Source organism: Magnetofaba australis IT-1, from assembly GCF_002109495.1.
Classification (GTDB): Bacteria; Pseudomonadota; Magnetococcia; order Magnetococcales; family Magnetococcaceae; genus Magnetofaba; species Magnetofaba australis.
In genome coordinates this window covers 87,846-112,130 of the sequence record NZ_LVJN01000014.1, presented here as the reverse complement: position 1 = coordinate 112,130, position 24,285 = coordinate 87,846, and the positions used below count along the sequence as shown (strand labels likewise).

Here is a 24,285-nt window from a genome sequence, read left to right as displayed (position 1 = left end):
CGATGCAGGTAAAAATCAGGCGAATATTCGGACGCGTTGTGTTCTCCGTTCTTCTATTGTCTTTCTTGGCTGGTTGCGCTCAGTCAATGCAGTTGGACAATTTGTTGGCGTCGAATGCTTGGAATTCCGTTCATCAGGATCGTGCTAAATTAGGCGTTATGGTGACGGTGGCCGACCGGGCGACTCTTCCGGAAGATATGACGATCTCTGCGGAGCCTGTGCTACGGATCACGCGAATTACCCCCAACTCTCCCGCCGCCAGGGTGGGGTTGACGGTTGGAGATACGCTGGTCGCCATCAATGGTCGGCGCATCAGCGGCATGGGCAGCGCCTATGCGCAGATGATGGAGGTCCATGCAGAGCCTTCTGTGCGGCTGTCGGTCGTGCAGGCTGGGACACTCAGGGAGGTCACCGTGTTGTTGGGGCCATTTGAACCGAAAGAGGCGTCCGAAACCAGCGAACTCAATGAGAATGAGGAAAGACCATGAGCCGTGCTGTGCGCAGGAGGTTTAATGAAGCTGACAAGGGCTTCAGCCTGATTGAATTGCTGGTGGTGATTGTGATTATTGGCGTTTTGGCGTCCGTTGTGGGGCCGCGCTTTTTTGGAAAAACCGAACAGGGCAAGATTGCTGCGGCCCAGGCGCAGATCGAGAATCTTGCCATGGCGTTGGATAACTACCAACTGGACAACGGCTACTACCCCAGTTCAGAGCAGGGGCTCAAAGCGTTGTTGCAACAACCCAGCGGCAAACCGCCAGCGCGTAATTGGCGTGGTCCCTATATGAAAGCGCGGGAAGTCCCCATGGACCCCTGGGGCAATGCCTACCAGTTCGTCTCTCCAGGAAAAATCAATCCGCAATGGTACGACATCGTCTGTTACGGCAAGGATGGCTCCGAAGGGGGAGAGGGGGATGATGCCGACATCACCAACTGAGCGGCGCAAGCTGGCGGGCTTCACCCTCATTGAGTTGATGATTGCGTTGAGTTTGGCCGGTTTGGTCTCTTCGGCCATTTATGGCGCCTGGAGCATGGGCGCTGAAACAAGCAGGCGGGTCCAGCAGCGACTGGAGGCCGATCAATATTGGCGGTATCTGATCACACAGTTGCGCCGTGATCTGAGTAATCTGACAGCGGCGCCGGGCCCATTTCTTGGCAGCCCACAGGGGTGGAGCGGCGATATCGCCTCCACGGATGGGGTCATCTACTCTGTCGCATACGTCAACAAACAGAGTTCTGATAGCGTGGATGTATGGCGCAACGTGCGTAATGATTCGGCGGAGCCCTCATCCGGTGTTGTGGTATACAGCGCGCAGCAGCCAGTGAGCTTTCGCTATCTGACCCCAGCAGGGTGGAGTGATAACCTGTCTGGAGATGACGCGCAAGGGGCTCCGCTGGCGCTGGAAGTAAACGCAGTACAGGGTGGACAACGTCGCGTGATCATAGGCGTTGAGGTCGATTCCCCGCCCCCTGTCGAAGTGCTGAGGAAGCGGTGAGGCGCGCTGAGCAATACTCCTCTGGGTTTGTGCTGCTCATGGCGCTGTGGGTCATGGTGATCCTGGGCGGCGTGGCGGCGACCCTCGCGTATAACGTGCGTCTGGAGGCGCGCGCGCAGACCCTGGCTTTGACGGACTCTCGCCTGCGCTGGGCGGCGCGAGGCGGAATCCATTTGATCGCGGCGCGGATTCTTCAGGAGTCGGCGCGGCCAGTTCATGCTTTGGGAGACACGTGGCGAAACGACGCCGATTTTTTTGCCGAGCAGCTCCTGGGAGAGACGCTCTTCTCCGCGCAAATTCCGGAGTTTGAGCAAGTCACGCCGCAACAGCAAAAAGAGGAACCGGTCTTTGGGGTAGTTGATGAGAGCGCCCGCTTGAATATCAATGTCGCAACGGCGGAACAGTTGGCGCGCGCCCCCGGGCTCTCAACCGTGTTGGCGGAGGCGATCATCCGTTTTCGTAACCAACTGCCGGGGGCGGAACAGGCGCAAGCTTGGCTTAATATGCAAAAAAACCACAAGCAGGGTGGTCCGCCGCAGTCAATGCTCGTGACGGGACCAATTCAATCCCTACAGGCGTTTGCCCAACTGAGTGAGTGGGGTGGACGCGATGTTCGCGCCGCCCAGGTTGACGCACCGCCGCTGAGCGCGTTGTTAACTTGCGTCTCCTCTGGTCGCGTTAATCTGAATACTGCGCCAAAACAGGTGTTGACCATGCTCGGTTTTGACCAAAAACAGGTCGCAGAAATTCTCAAACGTCGCGGCGCCAACGGACAGGGCGTCGCATTCCGAAATATGGAAGCCGTGGTGAAATTTTTCCTGCCGAAGGCGTTCTTACAGGAGGGTGCAGGCAAATCTTCGCCGCAGATGATTCAACGCGCCAAAAAGTGGCGCAGCATGGCGCCGTACGTGGCGGTGAAATCCGATACCTTCAGCATCTATGGCGTGGCGCAGGATCCACAGCGCAAGGCGGAGCAGAAAATCCGCGCGACCGTGAGTCTGGATGCGCGCCGTTTGTTGTTTCCGGTATGGCGGGAATCCTGGAAATGAGCGCTCCGTTGCAACAATCGCGCAGCGGCGCAGTAGACAAAAGCAGTTGGCGGCAACAGCAACTGCCGACGAAGCGGTGGTCGCGCACACCCCAGGTCGCGTTGCTCGGTGGCGAAGGGCAACTCTTGTTACGACGTTTGGATTGCCAGGGCGTAGAGCCAAAGGGGTTGTCGGAGTTCTTGGCTTTAACGGCAGAAGAGACGCTTCCGCAGGGTGTGGACGCCTACGCGATTGACCATTGGCGAATTGATGAAAACCATGTGTGCCTGGCTGCGTTGCCACGCGATGCCATGCAAACGTCACTTGCCGATCAGAGGATTGATGGCGCGCAGGTGACACGGGTTTGGATGCCGGAGTTGCGCACCCCTCCCGGCCAAGGTGTGCGCTTGGTGTTACGGCACGCCGCTCAGCGTCTTTCCGCCTATGTGTGGCGAGACAATATATTGATTGACTGGTGTATTTTTAATGCTGAACGGCAACGCACATTGGCGCTTCAGTGGATCAATCAAGCGGCGCCGGAGCCGCCAGCGCGGGTTTTTGTTTCCGGCTGTTCGGACCCAACATTAATGGCGCAGACGTTTGCTGCGCTTTGGCCCCGGGCGACAGTCGAAGAGTATGACTTCAACGCATTTGATCCCAGCCAAACGCTTTGCGCAGGCGTCACCTTCACGGCGTTTTTGAAGGAGTTGGACAATCTGCCGACGGATGCGGGCGCCAAATTGCGTTTGGGGGCCGCTGTCGCGGGTTTTGCCGCGGCTCTGCTATTTCTTGGTTTTGCCAATTTGCTGACTTTGGAGGAGCAGGTTCAGGCGCTCGAGCGTCAAGTCTCGACGCTGAAAATGCGCGCCAACCGTTCCAACCAAGTCGCCTCTCGCATTGGCGAACTCACTCAACAGTTGGATGAGATCAAGACGCTGACTACGGAGAGAATCAGCGCGCTGCGCGCGTTGGGCGCTATCGGCGACACCATGCCTGGCGCTGTGGCTCTGGAGCGCATCGCCATTGAACGCAGTGGTTTGATTGCGCTGGAAGGCGTGGCGGACAGCGAACTGGAGGTGGGTCACCTGCTGTGGCGTTTAAGCAATGCGGATCTGTTTGAGGATGTGCGGACGCCCCTGTTGCAAAAAGGGGAGAATCAGGATCAGGCGCAGGTCAAATTTCGCATCGAGATGCGGCTCATTGCGCCACTGTTGACGATGCCGGAAGAAGCGTCGGAATTATAATGGGGCGCAGATGATTGTTCAGGCATACAAAAATCTGAAACCCAGCGACCGTCGCGCGCTGCATCTTTGCGTTGCGTTTCTTGTCGTCATTGGCGGCTACGTCAATGTGGTGGAGCCTTTGCTGCAGCGTTTTGAAGCCGTCGCCGCCAAACAGGAAAAGCTTGAGAAGAAACGTCGGGAGTATGCGCGCAATGTGCGCATGCTGCCGCGCCGGGAAGCAAAATTGAACGCCTATCGTCAGGAGATGGCGCAGTTCGCATTGCGTTTCCCGGCATTGCAGCCTTCCAGTACGGAGTTGGAGACCGTACGCACCATCCCGGAATTGATGCGCTATGCGCGCCTCTCCGGGGTGTTGGTCAAAGAGATCCGGCCGTTGGCTTCCAGTACGCAGAGCGGCTATGTCGATCTCCCGTTTGAACTGCGGGTCAATGCGACAAACTACGATGACTTCCAACGTTTTCTCTATTATCTGGAAGCGTCTGGGCGCCTATTGATCGTAACCGATCTGGATGTAAAGGCGGATCTGAAAGGCGCGCGTAAAGGGCTGGACAGGTTTCAGGCGCGCGTCAAATTCTCCAATGTGCTCAAACACGCAGACGAAGAGGCGTTTGCAAGCGCGCTCCCAGATTTGGGTCGAAGGGCGGAAACTCTGCGCATTTTGTTGCCAAAACGTCCTTGGCACGCCCCACTTCTGCTTGCCGCGGAGCGGCTTAACGCAGAGCAAGGCAATCGAATCAAGCTGGAATTCATAGAGGACGCCATCTCAGCCGAAAGTATGCTCCTGGGCGCCAATGTGGATGGCGTCGTGATGTCGTTGACCCGCTTTCTCAACGCGATCAGTCGCGGAATGGAGCTAAAAGCACTGACCGTGCTCTCTCATGGCGCCGCTCAGAGGGGGGTGGTCGCCAGTTGGGAGTCTGGGATCCAAAGTGTATCTCAATTACAAGGACGCGCCATCGGCGTAGAGAAGGGCGGTGTTGGCCGGTTCCATCTGTTCGTTGCGCTCCAACAAGCTGGATTGTCTTTGGACGCGGTGCGGATGGTGGAAGTCAGCCCGCAAGACGTCACGCGCGCGGTGTCGAACAATTTGTTAGATGCAGGCGTGACCGAGGGGCGCTTCCTCAGGCAGGCGACGGCAAATGGCGGCGCGCGCTTGATCCCGCCGCCAGACGACAGGCGGCTGGATACGCTTTATGTTTTGGCTGTTCCCCAGGAGCGGCTGGAATCACAGCGCAAGCCACTGATGGCGCTTCTATCGGCTATTGTGGAAAGCGGCGAGAGATTGGCGGACCCCGCACTACTCTCGCGATTGTTGACCGGATGGCGGTTTGATGCCGATGTCGCTCAACAAGACCTCAATGGCGTTCACTTTTATGATGTCGCGTCGCTACGCGCGCGTTGGAGCAGCAGTGGCATGGCGGAGCCACTGGCGGTTCGAGAACGCTATTTCCAGGAGAGCCGTTTGCAATTTCCCGATTTGCGCCAGACGGATCCCTTCCTGTTCGAGTGGTTGAGCGAGGCTCTGGATCCCAAACGCGCGAGGGTTGCGCGATGATGAAGCGGGCAAAGGCGTCCTCACTAAGCATGAAACAGGCTCAATCGCTGATGCGCGCGTGTTTGGCGGCGACAGTGCTGACCCTTGCTGGCGGCATCGCGCTCCTCTTCGGCGTGGAGCCTGTGACAACTGAAAAGATCGATGTGATTCCAGCCGCGCAACGGGAGATCACAGACGCCTTCTATGGCGCGCCGCAATTTGCGGCATTGATCTCCGCCCAGCGTACCTCGCCATTCGAGTTTGATCGCCATCAACTGCGAGACATTACCCTGCGGCCCGTTGTCGTCGCGCCAACCAAAACTGAGACCAAATCCGCACCGCCGCCCCCGCCGCCACCTAAACCCGACATACAGGGGCTTGCTTTGCTGGGCTCGATGCCGGGAGAGCGCATCTCCTACGCTTTGATCTCAGACTCCCGCCAAGGCGGCGTAACATTGGTGGTCACTCCCGGGCAGTCGTTGCGCAACGCCCAAGTTGAGCAGGTGCTTCCCGACCGAGTCATCGTCGCATTGGGTGAGCAGAGGGAGACGTTGCGCCTGCCCAAGGTGCGAGGCAGTTTGGAAACTGCGGAAATGGCCAAACGTATGGCATCAGATTGGGGGTGGATTGCCGGGCGGAGCGAAGCGGGGGTAAGCCCGTTGCAGGCAAAGCGCGATGTTGCTTTGCCCAACTCCGCCATGGCGCAAGAGAACCCGAGGCAAACGCTTAGTTTGGAGGAGAGGGTCCGCAGCTACAAGCGTTCCCAGCAGTCTGCGAAAAGCCTCGGGATAGCTGGGCGTTTGCTGAGCAGACAGCAGGCGCGTGAACAGGGCCTTGCTGGCCAAGCCATTGAAGTGACGTCGGTCAAGCGTGCGCAGAGTCCGTTTCAAAGTGGCGATCTGATTGTGAAGGTCGGAGGAGAGCCGGTTGTGAGTCTGTGGCGTACGACGCGGCAGGTGCGCGCGAGTAAGCAGGATCAACTGGTCGTGTCCGTCCTGCGCAATGGGGAGCAGATGACGTTGACCACGCCCCTTGTTGGCGGCGCAGAGTAGTCGGACCAATTGAGAGAAGAGCCAATGAGAATACGATTGAAAAAGAACGCAGCCCTGGCGGTTGCGCTGACGGCTACCCTCTGTTGCAGCGGATTGTCGATATCCGTCGCGATGGCCAACGACAAGTCAGGACGGCAAATCTCCAAGGAAGAAAAAATCCTCATCAATTTTCGTGATACAGAGTTGATGGCGGTGTTGGAGTATTACGCCAAGCTGATAGGTAAGACGTTCGTCCCAGAAGAGAATATCAAAGGCCGCGTGACCGTACTATCGCCCGAACCGGTTTCCCGCGCCAACGCTATCAAACTGCTGTTTTCTATTTTGGATATGCGCGGCTACGCTGTGGTCGAGGTGGATGGTTTCTATAAAGTTATTAAAAAACAAGTTGCTATGAAAAGCTCAGTGGCGGCGTTCAGTCCCAAAGAGGCGGGCGACCGTCTGGTGACGGAAGTGATCCAGCCTCGGCATGTCAAAGCCCGGGCTATGGTGGACAGTTTTCGACGTTTGATCTCATCTGAAGGGAGCGTCACCGCCGATGAGTCCGCTAATTTCCTTGTGATTACAGATAGCGCCGCCAATGTCAAAAAGCTTAAGAGTCTGATCTATCGCATCGACAAGCCGGGCGATGAACCCGTGACGCAGAACTATCGTTTGCACTATCTGACGGTCAAGGAGGTGGCGCCGACGCTGGAAAAATTGCTGGCTGATTCGAATGTTCAGCAAAATCAGAAAGCGCCTAAGGTTCTATTCGATGAGCGCACCAATACGGTGATCATCTCTGCGGTTCCCGCATTGCAGACGCAAGCGGAAAAGACCCTCAATGCGCTGGATGTGCGCACGCTGCAAGTTCTCTTGGAGGCGCGCATCGTGGAGGTGACCCTCGATGAGAGCTCGCGCATGGGATTGAACTGGGCGGCTTTGATCAAAGGGGACGATTTCAATACGACCTTGTCACTGGTGGAGTCCGGCGGCAATTCCACCACCGCTTCGACAGGCATTAATGCTTCGATCGTTCAAGCCGGGGCCTATTCGGTCATCCTCAACATGCTGGAGAGCGATACCCGCGCGCGCGTCCTCTCCAGCCCACACTTGGTGACTTCCAACAATCAGGAAGCCTCTTTGTCGGTGGGCGAGGAGATTCCCATGCTTAAGGAGTTTCGTCTCGACGCCAACAATAATCCCATTGAGACCTATGAGCGGCAAAAAGTGGGCTTGGATCTGACCATTCGTCCCACCATCGCCGACAATCATGATGTGACATTGAATTTGAATATGAAGCTGAGTTCCGTACTGCAGGAAATCGACGCTGGTCGTTCTTTCAGCACCTCGCAACGCGAGGTGAAGACCACCGTCGTTGTGAAAGACGCCCAGACCCTGATCATCAGTGGATTGATCCGAGACGATTTCAGTCGCGGCTCCATCGGCGCGCCCTTTCTCAAAGACATTCCGATACTGGGTAAAGCATTGGGCGCCCAAAGCGATGTGGGCGCCAAGCGGGAGTTGTTGCTGCTGATTACGCCGACCGTGATTCGTACGGAAGCAGATGTGAACGCCGCCTCGGATCGAGAGTCGCGCAAACACCCTGAGGCGGTTAAGGCGGGCGCGGTTCATGCCGAACCAGGGGAGTTTGAGTTATGAACCCGCGTGCATGCCCGGGAGGGGAGCCTGATGCAAAGCGATGAAGCGCTCTCAACAGGTCTGCGTCCTGCGCCATCCCAGATCAAGGCTCTGTTTGGCGGTGGGGGAGCGGCGTTTTCTGCGCTGTTAACAGATGAGTGGGTCGACTGGCTGGTTGAACGGTTAACGGTTCTCACGGTGGATGCCGGAGACTATTTATGCCGTCAGGGAGAAGCGTCTCCCGGCTTGTCCTGGGTTGCTCAAGGGCGCGCGCGCGCCGTCAATGATGAGCATCCGCGCAATCCGTTTGTCATGCAGGTGTTTGGCGAGGGGGGTTATTTCTGCGAAGAGGGGATGTTTGAGGCGCACGCGGCGTTCTCCATTCAGGCGACCGAGAAGCTTTCAATATTTCGCCTATCGCCACAACATAGCGCGGAACTCGCCGCGCGTTTGCCGCAGCTGGCTGAGCAGTTGCAGTTCCAAAGGCGATATCTGGATAAAATCAAATTCCTGAGCAATGTCAAATTGCTCCAGGAGTTGGTGTTGCTGGATCTGGAGCGACTGGCCGCCACCATGGAGACGGTGGCCCTGGAGTCTGGCGAGTATCTTTTTCACGAAAATGACGCTGGAGGATCCGCCTTTGTGATCTATCAAGGCGCTCTGGAGATCATCAAGGAGAGCACTGGCAATCTTCACGTTGTGTCATTGTCCGTCGGCGATGTGGTGGGCGAGATGTCCCTGGTGGATGGGCTGCCACGTAATGCGGGCGCTCGCGCCAGTCAGCCCACAGTGGTTTGGCGTTTGCTGAGCGGAAGCTATCTGGAGGTTATTGACGCCAGCTTGAAAAAGCAGGTGGATGAGCGCTTGGTGGTGCATCAGGCGATGGCTTTCGACAGCCATACATCCAAAGGGCAACGCAATATCGTCAGCGCCTTCTCACACGCGGAAGATCTGCAACGTTACTGGGAATTGATCAAGCAGGAGCGCAAACCGATTGTTGAGGCGTTGGCGGAAGTGGCGCAGGTGTTGGAAATGGACTACCTGGCTCCGTCGAGCAATGTTCTGATGGACCCCGAGTTGCTGCGCCATGTGCCGCACCATTATGCGCAGGCGCATCAAGTCCTGCCAATCTATCGGGTTGGCGATCGGGTGGAGGCATTATCGGTTACGCCATTTCTCGGCGGCGTATTGACCGAATTGACCTCATTGCTCGGGCAACGGGTTGCTTTGCGTTTAACCGAGCCCGAATTCCTGAATAAATTGATTGAGAGCCGGTACGGGGCTGATACTGGCCTGTCTGGCTCCCTGTCAGATCTAGGCGATATCGGCAATTACGATGAGTTGGACACGATTGAGGATCTTGTCGATCAGGCGCAGGCGGCGCCGATCATCAAGCTGGTGAATAACTTCTTTGTCGATTCCATCGCCAATAAAAGCTCGGACATCCATATCGAACCCTATGAAGAGCATCTGGAGGTGCGTTTCCGCACCGATGGCATTCTGCACCCAGTTTCGACGTTTCCACGCAAACTCCAGGGGGCCATCGTCAGCCGAATCAAGATCATGGCCAATCTGGACATCGCCGAAAGACGTTCGCCGCAGGATGGGGCCATCTCATTGCGACTGGAGGGTAAGAGTTTCGACATTCGCGTCGCCACCGTGCCGACGGTGTTTGGCGAAGGGGTGGTGATGCGGATTCTGGACAAGTCCAATGTTCAGATTGACTTGGAGCAGATTGGTTTTAGTGAACAGACCTTGACCCTGTGGCGAGAGGCGATCGGCAATACCAACGGCGTCATTCTGGTCACAGGGCCGACCGGATCGGGTAAAACGACGTCATTGTACGCCACCTTGAATCATGTCAAATCCCCGGAGGTGAAGGTTATCACTACAGAAGATCCAGTTGAGTATCAATTGGCTGGCATCAAGCAGATTCAGGTGAACCCCAAAGTGAATTTGACCTTTGCCACCGCGCTGCGCAGTATTTTGCGACTTGATCCAGATATTATCATGGTGGGGGAGATCCGCGATGAGGAGACCGCCAACATCGCCATCGAATCCGCTTTGACGGGGCATTTGGTCTTCTCCACGCTGCACACCAACGACGCGCCGGCCAGTATGACGCGCCTGATTGAGATGGGCATCGAGCCCTATCTCGTCGCCTCTGCCGTGAAAGCGGTGTTGGCGCAAAGACTGGTGCGACGCTTGTGCCCAGCGTGTCGTGAGCAGGATGACAGTGGCGTCTGGCGGGCTGTTGGGTGCAAGGCGTGTGGCCAATCCGGCTATAAAGGACGACTGGGCATTTATGAGTTGATGCTGATGAGCGATCCGCTGCGCGCGTTGGTCAATGAGCGTGCAGACGCCCGGGTCTTGTCCCTGAAAGCCCAGGAAATGGGGATGGTGACATTGCGGCAGGATGGTGAGGAGAAGGCCGCCGCCGGATTCACCACGCTGGAGGAGGTGCGCCGGGTTGTGAATTAGGCGCTTGTCCAGAATTCGGCGTCCACGAATAGTCAGAGGGGGACCTGTGCCTCTCGTTTATTCCATCCAGCCACAAATCGGTTCTGCCAATGGTTCCAGCAGGGCTGATTTCTCTGGACTGAACAGTCGGATTCCCCGACAATCGGCCATGTGGACCAAGCTGGGTCTGGTGTGGGGATGGTAGAAAGCCGATTTGCCCCATGGGTAATTGGAACGCTCCCAGCTTGAAGCGCTCTTTGACATTCAGGAACAGGATGGCTGACGACGTTAGGCGGCGACTCGTTCGTAGCGGTGATGCAGACCGCCAAGCACGGGAAATGCGACGACGCTCCCCGCCTCTTTGGGCTGAATATCGCGATGAACTGGGCAGTCCTTGCTCAAGCCCAAGTGGGTGCGTGATCCGTGATAGTAGGCCACGTACTCACCAAGCTTCTGACGCAGGTGCGCTTCGTTGAACACGATGACATGGTCGAAGCAATCCCTGCGAAGTGTACCGATCACTCGCTCAGCGATGGCATTTTGCCAAGGACTTCCAGGAGCAGTAATCACTGTCTCGATCCCCATACGCTTGAAAGCAAATTGACTAGCCATGAAGAGCTGATCACGGTCATGAAGTAGAAATCGAGGAGTTGTATCCCAGGGGAAGGCTTCACGGATCTGCTGAATGACCCAGGCGGATGTCGGGTTGGTGGTGACGTTGAAGTGAATGATACGCCGCCGCTCATGGTCGATGAGAATCAGGACGTGCAGCACCTTGAAGAAAATGGTCGGCACGGTGAAGAAATCCATGGCGACGATCTGATTGGAGTGGTTCTCCAGGAAGGTCCTCCAAGTTTGGGATGGAGGCTTCTCTGGCCTGACCATGTACTTACCCACCGTTGTTTGCCCCACATCATAGCCAAGCATGAGCAACTCGCCGTGTATGCGCGGTGTGCCCCAAAGTGGGTTCTCTCGTGACATTTGCCTGATCAAGTCGCGTAGCTCCTTTGGAACAGGCGGACGACCAGGACGCTTTTTCCGGGACTTCCATCGCCAGTATAGTCTGAAGCCCTTCCTGTGCCACTTCACGACGGCGGAGGGCTTAACGATCACGAGGGCGTTTCGCCAGGCAGGCCATAGCCTCATCAGCCAGACCCAGAACAGACGATCCCACACTTTGAGCGTTGGCCGCTTTGGGCTCTTGCGCTGAAGGACATTGAGTTGATGGCGCAGCGCCAGAACCTCCAATTGGAGTGCCGTTCTGCATTTGAAGAACCCCGTGATGAACCGGATGAGTTCCGATAGGGTGGTTAGCATGGTAAATATCCTTTGGAGCATTAACATCAGAGCAGAGCGTGCATGACGGACATTGCGCAACCCCACGATCGGTTTCTGAAGGCGCTGCTGAGCATTCCGGAGCAAGCGGGAACTCTGCTGCGCGAGCGACTGCCAAAAGAGGTGACGGATCTGCTATCCCCGGAGCCGCCAGAGTTGGTGGATGGCAGTTTCATTGATGGTGAGTTCCGAGAGCATTTAACGGACCGGCTGTTCAAGGTGAAGACGCTGTCGGGGAAAGCGGCGTTCATCTACACGCTCATTGAGCACAAGAGCTACCCTGACGAATGGATTGCGTTTCAACTGTTGCGCTATCTGGTTCGTATCTGGGAGCAGGTGAAGAAAGACAGGGCAGGGAAGCTGCCACCCATTGTTCCGCTGGTCGTCTACCACGGGGCGCGCACGTGGAGTGTTTCGCCGAAGTTCTCGGCGTTGATCGAAGCGGATGAATCGCTGTTGCCGCATCTGCTGGATTTCAGCTTTGCGGTGGCCGACCTGGGCCGGATTCAGGACGAGGAGTTATCGCAGGATAGGCGTTTACGCGCCGCCTTGATGGCGATGAAGTATGCGTTTCAAAAAGGTGACGGCATCCTGATCATTCCCGAGATCGGGGAGGGGGTTCAGGGTGATCCAGAGTTTGCAAAGCTGGTGTTGAGATATCTGATTCAGACGCACAAGGGGCTGACGATGGCTGATGTTCAGACATACGCGGAAAAGGCGTTTCCTGGCGAAGCGGAGCACTACGCTTCGGTGTTCGCCGAGGAGATGATGTCCAAAGGGCGTCAGGAAGGGCGTCAGGAAGGGCGTCAGGAAGGGCGTCAGGAGGAAGCCGCAGCCATGTTGACCCGGCTTTTGAAGCGCCGTTTCGGCTCTCTGCCCGACTGGGTGGAGACAAAGATCACGGCAGCTAGCTTGCCCGAAATCGAGGACTGGATGGACACTATATTTGATGCGGAATCGTTAGATGCTGTTTTTAAATGAGAAGTGAGTTTTCGTTCCGGCTTACTCGCCTACCGATATCAACGGTTTGCAAACTCAAACTGGTTGCGGGTGAAATGGAGAATGGTTCGAGGTTGGTAGCACTCGGTCAACCAAAGTAAACAAGAAGCCCCAAGTCCCCTAGGATTTGGGGCTTTTTGCGTTTTCCGTATTTTATTATAGCGAATTTTCCGAGCGTTTCTGCTAATTCACGAAAGGGTCGTCTCGCACCCTGGTTGAGTCTGTATATATCAGCTACAGTTTTATAGACCTGTTCATCCACACGGAGCGTGGAGAGATTTCATGGCTATGATACCCGTCACCTGCCCCAGTTGTGGCAGCGAAAACACCGTCAAATACGGCAAGCGCCCAAACGGCACGCTAAGGTTTCGGTGCGATAACCCGGAGTGCAAGCGCCGGTACTTCCAACTCACCTATGCTTACAAGGGGAATGAAGAGGGCATGGGTGAGAAGATTCTGGATATGGAGAAGTGGCCCCATTATTTGGACAGATCAGAGGCCTCGATAAAGTTGAGTCCGCCAGTTACGCTGCTTTGTTGAAGGCCTGCCCCTGATAGACCTCATCTGGCGTCCCCCCGCCAAGGCGGAATGAGGCAGGTTATTGTTGTAGAAAGAGACTCATTCGCCAATGCCCTGTCGAGCCTGTGAGCCGGTTTCAAAGGCGTTCAGGTAGACGCACTCGTATTTCAGGGAACGCCATAAGCGTTCGATGAAAACATTGTCCAGCCAACGGCCTTTGCAATCCATGGAGATCCGTGCGCCAGCGTCTTTCAACACATCCGTGAAGGCTTGGCTGGTGAACTGGCTGCCCTGGTCGGTATTGAAGATCTCTGGAGCGCCAAACTTGGCCAACGCCTTTTTCAGCGCCGCCACACAGAACTCCGCCTCCATGGTGTTGGAGAGCCGCCAGGAGAGTACGCGCCGACTGAGCCAATCCATGATGGCCACCAGATACAAATACCCTCGACGCATGGGAATGTAGGTGATGTCTGCACACCAGACCTGGTTGAGTCGGTTGATGGGTAGATCCCGCAACAGGTAGGGATAAATCGGATGCGCCGGATGCGGTTGAGTGGTCCTGGGTTTCTGATAGATCGGGACCAATCCGATTTTGGCCATCAAATGCCTGACACGCTTACGACTGACATAATATCCTTCATGATTGCGCAGGTATCGCGCCATCTGGCGGGAGCCATAAACGGCGTCTCCAGAAACTGCTTGTCGATCAGCTGCATCAGCTCCAGGTTCAGCAGGCTTTCGCCTTTGGCCTCATAGTAGAACGAGGAACGACTGATCCCCACCAACTCGCACGGTCTGACAATGCTCACAATTTCGTGACCAGAGTTGGGTGAATGCCGTATTTGGTCGCCATCTCCATAAGGTCAATTCTCCACGGATGGCGTCCAGCGCCACACGCGCTTTGAATTCCTCAGAATGCTGTTTGCGTTTCGCCATATCATTCTCCTGCTGCTCAATGGGCGAAACTCAACCTTAACCACCTGTCCGACAAATTGGTGCCACCTCTCTCGCTGCAATGGCGTCCGTGCGCTTGCGCACGTTGGGAATGAAGTGGAGAAACGTCTTCTTGAGCGACTACTACGCGGATTTGTACCAACCGCAGAGCCAAAGCTTTCATCTGGCGCAACAGGCCATCGCGCACATTCGGAGTTTCTGCGCGCAGCGTCGTATTCCACTGGTGGGGCTGCTGATTCCGTAGATGCACGATCTCTCTGTTGAAGGCCCTTACCCTCCCACCTACGCCATTATCCATGCGATGTTTCGCCAACAGGGGATCCCCTTAGCGGACCCGTGTCAATGGCGCCCGAAAAATGCAGCACCATGGCGCCGCAATAATGCATCACTTGGGCATTGGTTGGGCGCGTAGCGCACAACGGGGTTTGCCGTTTTCCTTTGTCTTTAAAAAAACGAACAAAAACATCTTTTCAACACACTTGAGATTCAGAATGAGGGAGAGGCGGCAGACCTGTGGGAAACGTGTTTTCGTTTTCCACAGGGATAGCGGAGCGTCCGCCTCTCCCGGAGCCGCAAGTGGGCAGGATCGCCAGTTTCAGGAAGGGTCGGTTTTGCTATTTGAGCAGGAAGCTTTTGTTTCTGCAGCGCGCTTTTGCCGTTTGCTTTGATTCAGTCGATAGCTTTCGCCGTTCATCTCCAGGATGTGGACATGATGGGTCAACCGATCCAGCAGGGCGCCGGTGAGGCGCTCGGAGCCGAAGACCTCCGTCCACTCCTCGAACGGCAGGTTGCTGGTCACCATCACTGAACCCTGCTCATAGCGCTGGCTGATCACCTCAAAGAGCAGCTCAGCCCCCGTTTTGGAGAGTGGGACGAAGCCCAATTCGTCGATGATCAACAGCTTGTGTTTACTCAACTGACTCTGGAAACGCTGCAGCTGCTTTTCGTCGCGCGCCTCCATCAACTGGTGTACCAGCGACGCGGCAGTGGTGAAGCCAACCGCCAACCCCTGCTGACAGGCGGCCAGGCCCAATCCCAACGCAATATGGGTTTTCCCGGTTCCGCTGTTGCCCAAGGCGATGATATTGGCTCGGCGCTGAATGTATTCGCAACGCGCCAGCTCCATCACCAGAACCTTGTTCAATGAGGGCATGGCCAGGAAATCAAAGGAGTCCAGGCTCTTGATGGTGGGAAACCGGGCTTGTTTGATACGTCGCTCCACCATGCGCCGCTCCCGCTCAATCAACTCCAGTTCGCTCAGTCGCAGCAGGTATCGGCTATGATCAACGCCTTCCGCCGCGCACTGTTTGGCGATCTTTTCATATTCTCGATAAAATGTGGGCAGTTTGAGCGCTTTGAGGTGGTGCGCCAGGAGGATCTGCGGAGAGTCGTTCATGGTTGCTCTCCTGACGTCAACGCGGCGTAATCCCTGGCGGATGTACGCGCCACATGCACTTCGGGCAAAAAGGGATATCGGGACAGATCCAAACGGAGCGGACGTTGTTCAATGTGCCGGATCAGCAGATGTTTGACCGCCTCAAAGCCAATGGCGCCCAACTTCAACGCCTGTTGCACGGCAAAATGGACCTGTTCAAAGGAGAACGTCTCCAATAGGCGCAGAACCTGAATATATTCCCGCTTGCCCTTTTTACCCAGGCGGGACTCCATCAGACGGCGCAAGGTGGCGAACTCATCTGGCAGTTCCCATCCTTGCAACGGGGCGGCTTGATCCAGCGCCCTGGGTTTCTCCTCCAGCAGCGCCAGATAGTGCAAGGGGTCATAGATGGCGTCCTCACGCGCATAGGAGCGTGGATGCCGGGCAATCACCTCAGCGCCACAGGCGATCACCACTTCGTGGATGTAGCCCCGCACCTGCACATCGTGAAAGCCATAACGCACCGGAACCGAATAGTCATTGGTTCGATAGCGCACCAGCGCCTGGGATGTGACCTTGGCGCTCACCTTCTCGCAAGCGTCGTAGGGAATTGGCGGCAGCGGCAGGAACGCCGCCTGGTCTGTGGAAAATCGTTCTCCGATACTCCGCTGACAGCCTCGCAATGTCTGTTGACGACGCTCCAGGCATTTCTGGCGCAGGTGAGCGTTGAGCGCATCAAACGATTCAAAGCGGGGAGCCGGGACCATGAAGTTGCGTCGGGCGTAGCCGACCAGCCCCTCGACCTTGCCTTTGTCGTTACCTCGCGCCGGGCGGCCAAAGCGGCTATCGAACAGGTAATGGGATTGCAGCCGGATCATCTCTTCGGTCAGATCTCGGCGACCATCCCGGTAAACTTTGACCACGGCGATGCTGGTGTTGTCGTACAGAATGCTTTGGGGAACGCCGCCGAAGTGATCACAGGCGGCGTTATGCCCCGCACAAAACGCTTCCGTGGTTTCCGCGGGGAAGCCCATAACGAAGCTGTCGTCGCTGTAGGGCAGACTCATACAGAAAAAGTGGATCTTGCGCTCCACGCCGCCGATCACGCCGTGCGTTTGCCCAAAGTCCACCTGGGCGTGTCCGGGCGCATGGCTGAGGGGAACAAACTTCTCTTTCAGATGCAGACGCTTGCCGCGCACATACTCCTTGACCGCGCCATATTTCCCGTCGTAGCCGTATTCATCGCGCAGCCGTTCATATATCCGCTGCGCGGTGTGGCGCTCCTTCTTGATCTTCTCCAGATCGTTCTTGAGAATCTGATCTATGAACCCGGTGAACGGCCCCAGTTTGGGCAATCTGACCGGCTTGCTCCGCTGGTAGCCTGGCGGCTCAGGGTTCTCCATCATTTTGCGCACCGTGCGCGGATCCAGCTCAAAAGTCTCCGCCGCCTTGCGCTTGCTCATCCCGCCTCTGGTTACCGCCAAACGCACTTCTCTGTACATGCTCACTGAATACATCCTCCCACCCCCTGACCCGGAAACTCTATGACTGAGTTTTCTGAGTTAGAGAGCTTTTTCTGGTGTGGGATTTTTGGACCGCCATTTTTGGACGATCCAAGCTGTTTCAGTGATGCATTTTTACGGCGCCATTCTCAGACCCGACGCCTATTCTCCAAAAGCAGTTTGGACAGCGACCGGAACAGGCCTGGATTGCGCCGGACGATCCACACCCCAGCGTTGCCGCCCAAGCCATCATCGCCAAGCAATTGGACGACTATCTCTTCATGCATCAAAGCTGGCTCGATTCTGTTAGCGAGGCGAATTAGTGATTCTGGATTCAGCTCTGCTCGACTCTTGATTATGACAGGAGTGTCGCGTTGCCGGGGGCTATGTTGCAAATCTGTATCAAGATCCACACGTCCCTCAAAGTTCCGTAACTCTCTGCTTACAATTGTTTATAAGAATATACTGTTATTCTGAATCCCACTCTGCCATGATGTTTCTCAACACAACGACGCTGACCTGCTCTGCCTGGGGTGGTTGTGAAGGGCATAGTGCAGGGGGGCTTTTCAATACTAAACTCGACGATGGAGAACGATCATGCGTAGCAAAAAATCCGCTTTCTTGGCTCTGGCTGCTTTCGCCGCCGTTTCCGCCACCTCTTTGGTCGCCAGCGACGCCAACGCCTGGGGCTGGGGCCCGGGTTGGGGTGGTCCGGGCTGGGGCAATGGTCTGGGCAACGGTTGGGGCAATGGCGTGGGCAACGGTAACGCCAGCGGCAACTTTGGCTTCAACTTCAGCGGCAACGCCGACAGCGCCTTCAGTGGCTACAATGGCTATAATGGCTACAATGGCTACGGTTACGCCCCTTACGGTTACGCTCCGTACGGCGCCCCGGTGGCTCCTTTCGCGGCTCCTCAAGCTCCTGCGCCCGCGACCAAATAAGAGCGCCACTCTTAAGAAATGTTTGAATGTTCGAGTGCTGCACAGTGATCTGTGCAGCACTTTTTTTTTGTGCCCTCTACACGCTATGTCGCAGTGGAGGCAGCCTACGCTATCTGCGTTGTGTGTTTGACAACGACTCTGTGTCCACTTCACTCTCCCTCTTGAGAGATTTCTCCGCAGGACAGACCTCTGATTTGATATCTGACGCACCCCTATGACGATCTCGCTCCGTTGCTGTTTACACCACCAGGGAGTGCTACTGAGGAGCCGCCATCTGTTTGGTTCCTATCTGTTTTCTTCTCAATCACTTCTATGCGTGGCGGGGATGCGCTACACTGCAAATTCATTGACGAGCCCACCTCAGTTGGTCCCTCACAATGGCGTCATGTTTCTTCGCAAATTCAATGCGCTTGTCGCTTTGTTATAGAAGACGACGATGCGGCGCTGAGCGCTAAAGGGGAGCCCTTGGGCGCAGCAAGCGACTTTCGAGATCCGATCACGCGCAAAGGCGAATGGATGTTTGAGACTCAGTTAGGGGTGTGGTCGCCAGGGGAGCATGGCGTCCTCTGTCAGTCGCCAGAAACCGTATTGGCTGCGCTGGATCAGATTCGCGCGCCATTGTTGCTGGCGGGGGGGGCGCTAACCCCTCGTTGACGCCGCTCCAGGGCGGACAGTTATTTCCCGCTGGCGCCGTGACTTCCGAGCCCAACAGCGCTCCTGTTGTGGCGGCGCTGCCGCCTCTTTATCCCGAATGGTTGGGCGATCGCATTTTTACGGCCAAGCATGGCGCGCGATTCCCTTATGTGGTGGGCGAGATGGCGCGCGGGTTGACCACAGTGCGTATGGTGGTGGAGGCGGTGCGGGCGGGCTGTCTGGCGTTTTATGGCAGCGCCGGGCAATCGTTGGCGGTCGTCGAACAGTCGATTCTGCAGATCCAGTCTGCGTTGGACGATCACCCCCACGCCTGGGGCTGTAATCTGATCCACTCCCCGCAAGAGCCGCAGATGGAGGAGCAGTTTGTCGATCTGTTCTTACGCTACAATGTGATGCGGCTGTCGGCCTCGGCCTTCATGCAGCTCACGCCCGATGTGGTGCGCTTCGCCGCCAAAGGGATGCAGCGCGATGCTTCCGGCGCGGTGCGGCGGGCGCGCTATCTCTTTCCTAAAATTTCCCGGCCTGAAGTCGCCAAGCAGTTCATGTCGCCGCCGCCCGAAGCGATGTTGCGCGCGTTGCAACAGGCGGGACAGCTGACCGCCGAGGAGTGCGACTGCGCCGCGCAACTGCCGGTGGCCGAGTCTATTACGGTGGAGGCTGACTCCGGCGGACACACCGACAACCGCACCCTGACTAGTCTGTTTCCAGCGGTGGCCGCTTTGCGCGATGCGCTGGCGGTCGAGCATGGCTATGCCGCACCGATTCATCTGGGGGCGGCGGGGGGCATTGGCTCGCCGGGCGCGGTGGCGGCGGCGTTCGCCCTGGGCGCAGCGTATGTGATGACCGGCTCCATCAATCAGAGCGCGGTGGAGTCAGGGCTCTCCGAAGCGGGTCGAGCGATGCTGGCCAAAGCCGATGTGGCGGATATGGCCATGGCTCCGGCATCGGATATGTTTGAGATGGGGGGGCAGGTGCAGGTGCTCAAGCGCGGCGCGCTGTTCCCGCAGCGGGCGCGGCAACTCTATAGCCTCTATCAACGCTACGAGGGGCTCGACGCCATCCCCGCCGCCGAGCGCGAGAGTTTGGAGAAGAACCTGTTTCGCGCTCCGCTGGAGGAGATCTGGGGACAAACCCGGGACTATTTTCTCACCCGCAATCCGCAGATTGCCAAGAGCGGCGAGGAGAGTCCCAAAGTGCGCATGGCGCTGGTTTTTCGGTGGTATCTCTCCATGTCCAGCCGTTGGGCCATCGAGGGGATCGCCGACCGCCAGGCGGACTATCAGATCTGGTGCGGGCCGGTGATGGGGACGTTCAATCGTTGGGTCTCGGGGTCGGTTCTGGAGCCGCTGGAAAATCGTACGGTGAGTCAAATCGCCTGGAATCTGTTGGAGGGCGCGGCGGTGATTAGTCGCGCGCAGCAACTGCGCAGCATGGGCGTGCAGGTTCCCGATGCCGCGTTCAACTACCGTCCGCGCATATTGCAGGTGTAAAGGCAGGATGATGCAGGAGAACTCCAACAGCGGCGCGCGCCGCCCGTTTCTTCCCTTGGCCATTGTGGGGGTGAGCGCCCGCTTTCCCGGGGAGGGAGGGACCGCCGGCTTCTGGCGCGATATCGTCAAGGGCGTAGACGCCATGCAGGAGGTTCCCGCTTCCCACTGGCTGGCCCATGACTACCTGGACGCCGACCCCAAAGCCCCGGATAAGACCTACTGCGCCCGCGGCGGCTTTCTCAAGCCCATGCCCTTCGATGCGCTGGAGTTTGGTCTGCCGCCCAACGCTCTGCCAGCGACGGATTCCGTGCAGTTGCTGGCGCTCATCGGCGCGCGGGAGCTGCTCAAACAGGCCGGAGAAGCGCGCTTTCCCCATATTGATAGTCAACGCATCGGCGTGATGCTGGGGGTGACCTCGGCCACCGAACTGGTGTCGAGTCTGGCCAGTCGGTTGCAGAAGCCCATGTGGGTGAAGGGGATGCGCGAAGCGGGCATTCCCGAAAGCCAGGTGCAGGCCGCCTGTGAGCAGATCGCCCAGTGCTATGTGCCGTGGCAGGAGGCGTCGTTCCCTGGCCTGCTGGGCAATGTGGTGGCCGGACGCATCGCCAATCGCTTTGATCTGGGCGGGCCTAATTTCGTCTCCGACGCAGCCTGCGCCAGTTCGCTATCAGCGCTGCAGGGCGCTATTCATTCGCTACAGGTGGGCGATACTGATCTGGTGATCAGCGGCGGCGTGGACGCCATGAACGATGTGTTCATGTATGTCTGCTTCAGCAAGACGCCGGCGCTCTCCGCCACGGGCGACTGCCGACCCTTTTCGGCGCAGGCCGACGGCACCATTTTGGGTGAGGGGGCGGGGATGTTCGCCCTGCGCCGCCTGGAGGACGCCGAGCGCGATGGCGACCCCATCTATGCGGTGATCCGCGGTTTGGGGGCCTCCTCCGATGGTCGCGCCACCAGCGTTTATGCGCCGCGCTCCAGCGGTCAGGCGTTGGCTATTGAACGCGCGTTTGCCTCCGCCGCTGTGAGTCCCGCCACTGTGGGATTGGTGGAGGCCCACGGCACCGCCACCCGGGTGGGGGATCTGGCTGAGTTCAACGGCTTGCGGCAGGCGTTTGAACCGGCGGCGGAAGGCAAACGGCAATATTGCGCGCTGGGTTCGGTGAAATCTCAGATTGGCCACACCAAGGCCGCCGCCGGGGCCGCAGGTCTGTTCAAAGCGGCCATGGCGCTGCACCATCGGGTGCTGCCGCCCACCATCAAGGCGGCGCAGCCCAACCCCAAAATGGAGATCGAACAGACGCCGTTCTACCTGAACACCCGGGCGCGTCCGTGGATCGCCAACCCCGACCATCCGCGCCGCGCCTCTGTGAGTTCGTTTGGTTTTGGCGGCAGCAACTTCCATGTGGTGCTGGAGGAGTATGTCGGCGCTGGGCGACGGCCGGACAAACTGCGCGCGCTGCCCGCCGAATTGATTCTCCTCAGCGCGGATTCCAGCGCCGCGCTGAAAACGGCGGTCGGAGCCTTGCGTGGACGTTGTGAACAGGAGCCTTTGGCGCAGATGGCGCGCGCCACTCAAGAGGCGTTCAACGCCACGGACCCTCACCGTCTGGCGCTGGTGGCCGAGAGCGGCGCCGAGCTGGCGCGGTTGCTGGATGAGATCTCCGCCTATCTGACCAGCCACCCCGATCAGCCGCTGGATCGCCCCGGTTTGCACTACGGCGTGGGCGCGCCGTTTACTGACAAAATCGCCTTCCTGTTCCCCGGCCAGGGCGCGCAATACCCCAATATGGGCGCGGATCTGGCCCTGCACTTCGATATGGCGCGAGAAACGTTCGACGCCGCCGCCGCCCTGCCGCCGTTGCGCCAGAGCGGGCTGATGGATGCGCTGTTCCCCATTCCGGCGTTTGACGCCGAGAGCGAGCAAGCGCAGGTCCGCGCCATCACTCGCATGGCCCACGCCCAGCCGGGCATTGGCGCGGTGAGCCTGGCGCAACTGGCGCTGCTGGACGCGATGGGGGTGAAACCGGATTCGGCGCTGGGCCATAGCTTTGGCGAAGTGATGGCGTTGCATGTTGCGGGGGCCTTCTCCCGTGAAGCGGCGCTGACCATAGCCAGCCAGCGCGCCGCGCGCATGGAGCAGGCTTCTGAAGGAACCGACGGCGGCATGATCGCCGCCCTGGCCGGACGCGAGCAGGTGGAGGCCGCGCTCACCCCGTGGCCCGACGCGGTGGTGATCGCCAATGACAACGCCCCGCAGCAGGTGGTGTTGGCTGGTCCCCATTCCGCGCTTACCGAGGTGGAGGCGCAGCTCACGCAGGCGGGAGTCCGCTGCAAGGCGTTGAGCGTAGCCAGCGCGTTCCATTCCCCTCTGGTGGCAGACGGGGCCGTTGGTTTCCTGGAGGATCTGAACGGTATCGAGTTCGCCGCGCCGCAGTTGCCTGTCATCGCCAATGAAACCGCCGAGCCCTATGCCGGGGATGCGCAAATCATCCGCGAACAACTGGCGCGACAGTTGGCGCAGCCGGTGCGTTTCCGGCAGAGCGTGGAGGCGTTGTACGCCGTTGGCGTGCGGCTGTTTGTGGAGGTGGGCCCCAGCGCCGTGCTGACCGGGCTGGTGGGGCAGTGCTTGGCCGATCAACCCCACGCGGCGGTGGCGCTGGATGGCAAGCCGGGTCAGGGCGTGCAGGCGTTTTTGCGCGGAATGGCCAAACTGGCCAGCTTGGGCGTGAGCCTGGACTACGACCTGTTGTGGCGCGAAGCGCCGCCGGAGCCCGCCGAGCCCGCCGCCGCCCACAGCATCCTGATCAGCGGGGCCAATGTGGGCAAACCCTATCCGCCGTCGGAAGGGGCGGCGGGTCTGCCTGCGCCCAATCCCGAACCGGCGCCGTCGATTGCTCAAAACACAGCGCCTCAGCCTTCCCAACCGACGCTTCAACCTACGCAACCAATAGAGTCTTCTCCTATGGCCCGTCCCAACGCGCAAACGCCCCCCATGCCCCCGGTTACGCCGGAACAGCCGAGCAGCGCCGCGCCAGCCGCGCCCGACGCCCAGTGGTTGAGCGCGTTTGAACGGTTCCAGCGCCACACGGTGGAGGCGCAGATCCATTTTCAGCAGACCATGAGCGCCAGCCATCACGCCTTTCTCCAGACCATGGAGCGGGCGTTGACGGCGTTGGGACAGGACGCGGGCGGCGCGCCCCTGCCGCCGCTGCAACCGTTGGCTCCGATGCCGCCCATGCCTGCGCCTGCTCCCATGCCGATGGCGGCTCCCGCACCCATGGCGCCGCCATCCATGGCTGCGGCTCCCAGCGCCCAGAGCATGGCGCCGCCAGCCATGAGCGCGCCCGCGCCCGTTGCTGCGGCGCCAATTGCGGCGGCTTCCGTTGCGCCGCCGCCCGCTCCGGTTGTTCAAACACCGGTCGCGCCGCCGCCCGCGCCAGCCGCCAGCCCGGCGCAGGATCCGCAAACCCTGCTCTATGCGGTGGTGGCGGAGAAGACCGGCTACCCGGAGGAGATGCTGCAGGCGGAGATGGAGATCGAAGCGGGGTTGGGCATCGACTCCATCAAACGGGTGGAGATCTTCTCGGCGCTGCAGGAGCGCATGCCGCAGTTGGAGGAGGTGGAGCCCGCGCAGATCGCCGATTGGCGCACCCTGGGGGATATTCTCAATCACCTGGCCAGCCAGAGCGCGCCTGTGGCTGAAGCCGCCTCCACTCCGGTTGCCGCTGCGCCCGCCGCCGCCGGGCCTGCTGTGGACGTCACCCAAACGCTGTATGCGGTGGTGGCGGAGAAGACCGGCTATCCGCCGGAGATGCTGCAGGCGGATATGGAGCTGGAGTCGGGCTTGGGGGTGGACTCCATCAAGCAGGTGGAGATTATGGTGGCGCTGCAGGAGCGCATCCCGCAGATGCCCGAACTGGAGCCCGCGCAGTTGGCGCAACTGGGCTCGCTGGGCAAGATCGTCGCATTCCTCGAGCAAGTCTTGGGGCAGTCCGCTGCGGGAGACGTCAGCGCCCCAAAGTTGCGCCCCTCCGCATAGCGGACTCTGTGCGGGGGGAGGCCAGCGCCAGCAGCTTGATACGCA

18 protein-coding genes and 1 pseudogene are annotated in these 24,285 nt (G+C 58.5%); 15 read left to right on the top strand and 4 right to left on the bottom strand.

Going from position 1 to position 24,285, the window contains the following annotated elements; all coding sequences use genetic code 11:
* Nucleotides 1–2: 2 nt before the first annotated feature.
* The 9 genes from MAIT1_RS02045 (at nucleotide 3) to MAIT1_RS02005 (ending at nucleotide 10,449) form a co-directional block, all read left to right on the top strand.
* Nucleotides 3–488 carry a PDZ domain-containing protein gene (locus MAIT1_RS02045; RefSeq protein ID WP_085440351.1) on the top strand — a complete coding sequence of 162 codons (486 nt, stop codon included), beginning with the start codon at nucleotides 3–5 and terminating at the stop codon, nucleotides 486–488.
* The gene (gene gspG / locus MAIT1_RS02040; protein ID WP_085440350.1) at nucleotides 485–934 is read left to right on the top strand and encodes a type II secretion system major pseudopilin GspG; all 450 of its coding nucleotides are present in this window, start codon (nucleotides 485–487) and stop codon (nucleotides 932–934) included. Before MAIT1_RS02045 ends, gspG begins: the two co-directional genes overlap by 4 nt.
* On the top strand, nucleotides 912–1,493 hold the full coding sequence (locus MAIT1_RS02035; protein ID WP_158089260.1) for a PulJ/GspJ family protein: 582 nt from the start codon (nucleotides 912–914) through the stop codon (nucleotides 1,491–1,493). The genes gspG and MAIT1_RS02035 overlap by 23 nt, the downstream gene beginning before the upstream one ends.
* A gap of 173 nt (nucleotides 1,494–1,666) precedes the next feature.
* A complete protein-coding gene (locus tag MAIT1_RS02030; protein ID WP_338038431.1) occupies nucleotides 1,667–2,542 on the top strand; it encodes a helix-hairpin-helix domain-containing protein in 876 nt (291 codons plus the stop codon).
* Nucleotides 2,539–3,765, top strand: coding sequence for a PilN domain-containing protein (locus MAIT1_RS02025; protein WP_158089259.1), 1,227 nt, complete (start codon nucleotides 2,539–2,541; stop codon nucleotides 3,763–3,765). The genes MAIT1_RS02030 and MAIT1_RS02025 overlap by 4 nt, the downstream gene beginning before the upstream one ends.
* A 10-nt stretch (nucleotides 3,766–3,775) precedes the next feature.
* Nucleotides 3,776–5,320 (top strand): type 4a pilus biogenesis protein PilO, encoded by a 1,545-nt coding sequence (pilO, locus tag MAIT1_RS02020; protein ID WP_085440346.1) that lies wholly within the window; start codon nucleotides 3,776–3,778, stop codon nucleotides 5,318–5,320.
* Between the two features lie 29 nt (nucleotides 5,321–5,349).
* Nucleotides 5,350–6,351 (top strand): Do family serine endopeptidase, encoded by a 1,002-nt coding sequence (locus MAIT1_RS02015; protein WP_143814604.1) that lies wholly within the window; start codon nucleotides 5,350–5,352, stop codon nucleotides 6,349–6,351.
* A 36-nt stretch (nucleotides 6,352–6,387) separates the two neighbouring features.
* The gene (locus MAIT1_RS02010; RefSeq protein ID WP_158089258.1) at nucleotides 6,388–7,989 is read left to right on the top strand and encodes a secretin N-terminal domain-containing protein; all 1,602 of its coding nucleotides are present in this window, start codon (nucleotides 6,388–6,390) and stop codon (nucleotides 7,987–7,989) included.
* A gap of 30 nt (nucleotides 7,990–8,019) precedes the next feature.
* A complete protein-coding gene (locus MAIT1_RS02005; RefSeq protein WP_085440343.1) occupies nucleotides 8,020–10,449 on the top strand; it encodes an ATPase, T2SS/T4P/T4SS family in 2,430 nt (809 codons plus the stop codon).
* Between the two features lie 267 nt (nucleotides 10,450–10,716).
* Here MAIT1_RS02005 and MAIT1_RS02000 read toward each other — a convergent pair whose 3' ends face one another.
* Nucleotides 10,717–11,745, bottom strand: a complete 1,029-nt coding sequence (locus tag MAIT1_RS02000; RefSeq protein ID WP_085440342.1) for an integrase core domain-containing protein — start codon at nucleotides 11,743–11,745, stop codon at nucleotides 10,717–10,719.
* A gap of 42 nt (nucleotides 11,746–11,787) precedes the next feature.
* Here MAIT1_RS02000 and MAIT1_RS01995 point away from each other — a divergent pair, with 42 nt between their 5' ends.
* On the top strand, nucleotides 11,788–12,744 hold the full coding sequence (locus MAIT1_RS01995) for an Rpn family recombination-promoting nuclease/putative transposase (RefSeq protein ID WP_085440341.1): 957 nt from the start codon (nucleotides 11,788–11,790) through the stop codon (nucleotides 12,742–12,744).
* A gap of 300 nt (nucleotides 12,745–13,044) precedes the next feature.
* Complete coding sequence (locus MAIT1_RS22555; RefSeq protein ID WP_085440340.1) at nucleotides 13,045–13,302, top strand: IS1/IS1595 family N-terminal zinc-binding domain-containing protein; 258 nt, start codon at nucleotides 13,045–13,047, stop codon at nucleotides 13,300–13,302.
* Here MAIT1_RS22555 and MAIT1_RS01985 read toward each other — a convergent pair.
* A pseudogene (locus tag MAIT1_RS01985) lies at nucleotides 13,286–14,217 on the bottom strand (IS3 family transposase). The gene MAIT1_RS22555 and the pseudogene MAIT1_RS01985 sit on opposite strands and share 17 nt — an antisense overlap.
* A gap of 130 nt (nucleotides 14,218–14,347) precedes the next feature.
* Here MAIT1_RS01985 and MAIT1_RS22410 point away from each other — a divergent pair.
* Nucleotides 14,348–14,479, top strand: a complete 132-nt coding sequence (locus MAIT1_RS22410; RefSeq protein WP_275531620.1) for a hypothetical protein — start codon at nucleotides 14,348–14,350, stop codon at nucleotides 14,477–14,479.
* A gap of 351 nt (nucleotides 14,480–14,830) precedes the next feature.
* On the opposite strand, the gene istB is transcribed toward MAIT1_RS22410, so the two are convergent.
* Together istB and istA are read right to left on the bottom strand one after the other, a co-directional pair.
* Nucleotides 14,831–15,631 (bottom strand): IS21-like element helper ATPase IstB, encoded by an 801-nt coding sequence (istB, locus tag MAIT1_RS01980; RefSeq protein ID WP_085440234.1) that lies wholly within the window; start codon nucleotides 15,629–15,631, stop codon nucleotides 14,831–14,833.
* Nucleotides 15,628–17,127, bottom strand: coding sequence for an IS21 family transposase (istA, locus tag MAIT1_RS01975; protein ID WP_143814603.1), 1,500 nt, complete (start codon nucleotides 17,125–17,127; stop codon nucleotides 15,628–15,630). The genes istB and istA overlap by 4 nt, the downstream gene beginning before the upstream one ends.
* 582 nt (nucleotides 17,128–17,709) lie before the next feature.
* Here istA and MAIT1_RS01970 point away from each other — a divergent pair.
* The 3 genes from MAIT1_RS01970 to MAIT1_RS01960 all read left to right on the top strand — a co-directional run bounded on the left by MAIT1_RS01970 (nucleotide 17,710) and on the right by MAIT1_RS01960 (nucleotide 24,240).
* Nucleotides 17,710–18,054, top strand: coding sequence for a sulfur globule family protein (locus MAIT1_RS01970; RefSeq protein ID WP_085440339.1), 345 nt, complete (start codon nucleotides 17,710–17,712; stop codon nucleotides 18,052–18,054).
* Between the two features lie 692 nt (nucleotides 18,055–18,746).
* Entirely contained in the window at nucleotides 18,747–20,198 is a 1,452-nt protein-coding gene (locus tag MAIT1_RS01965; RefSeq protein ID WP_158089257.1) for a PfaD family polyunsaturated fatty acid/polyketide biosynthesis protein, read from the top strand.
* 7 nt (nucleotides 20,199–20,205) lie between these two features.
* Complete coding sequence (locus MAIT1_RS01960; protein ID WP_158089256.1) at nucleotides 20,206–24,240, top strand: type I polyketide synthase; 4,035 nt, start codon at nucleotides 20,206–20,208, stop codon at nucleotides 24,238–24,240.
* Nucleotides 24,241–24,285 lie beyond the last annotated feature (45 nt).

What these genes read in the sequence shown, in the direction of transcription:
- MAIT1_RS01995 (WP_085440341.1), top strand. Translation starts at nt 11,788, where the DNA reads ATGACGGACATTGCGCAACCCCACGATCGGTTTCTGAAGGCGCTGCTG.
- MAIT1_RS02015 (WP_143814604.1), top strand. Translation starts at nt 5,350, where the DNA reads ATGAAACAGGCTCAATCGCTGATGCGCGCGTGTTTGGCGGCGACAGTG.
- gspG (WP_085440350.1), top strand. Translation starts at nt 485, where the DNA reads ATGAGCCGTGCTGTGCGCAGGAGGTTTAATGAAGCTGACAAGGGCTTC.
- MAIT1_RS02005 (WP_085440343.1), top strand. Translation starts at nt 8,020, where the DNA reads ATGCAAAGCGATGAAGCGCTCTCAACAGGTCTGCGTCCTGCGCCATCC.
- MAIT1_RS01970 (WP_085440339.1), top strand. Translation starts at nt 17,710, where the DNA reads ATGCGTAGCAAAAAATCCGCTTTCTTGGCTCTGGCTGCTTTCGCCGCC.
- MAIT1_RS01960 (WP_158089256.1), top strand. Translation starts at nt 20,206, where the DNA reads ATGATGCAGGAGAACTCCAACAGCGGCGCGCGCCGCCCGTTTCTTCCC.
- MAIT1_RS02045 (WP_085440351.1), top strand. Translation starts at nt 3, where the DNA reads ATGCAGGTAAAAATCAGGCGAATATTCGGACGCGTTGTGTTCTCCGTT.
- istA (WP_143814603.1), bottom strand. Translation starts at nt 17,127, where the DNA reads ATGTATTCAGTGAGCATGTACAGAGAAGTGCGTTTGGCGGTAACCAGA.
- MAIT1_RS22555 (WP_085440340.1), top strand. Translation starts at nt 13,045, where the DNA reads ATGGCTATGATACCCGTCACCTGCCCCAGTTGTGGCAGCGAAAACACC.
- MAIT1_RS02035 (WP_158089260.1), top strand. Translation starts at nt 912, where the DNA reads ATGATGCCGACATCACCAACTGAGCGGCGCAAGCTGGCGGGCTTCACC.
- istB (WP_085440234.1), bottom strand. Translation starts at nt 15,631, where the DNA reads ATGAACGACTCTCCGCAGATCCTCCTGGCGCACCACCTCAAAGCGCTC.
- MAIT1_RS02000 (WP_085440342.1), bottom strand. Translation starts at nt 11,745, where the DNA reads ATGCTAACCACCCTATCGGAACTCATCCGGTTCATCACGGGGTTCTTC.
- pilO (WP_085440346.1), top strand. Translation starts at nt 3,776, where the DNA reads ATGATTGTTCAGGCATACAAAAATCTGAAACCCAGCGACCGTCGCGCG.
- MAIT1_RS02025 (WP_158089259.1), top strand. Translation starts at nt 2,539, where the DNA reads ATGAGCGCTCCGTTGCAACAATCGCGCAGCGGCGCAGTAGACAAAAGC.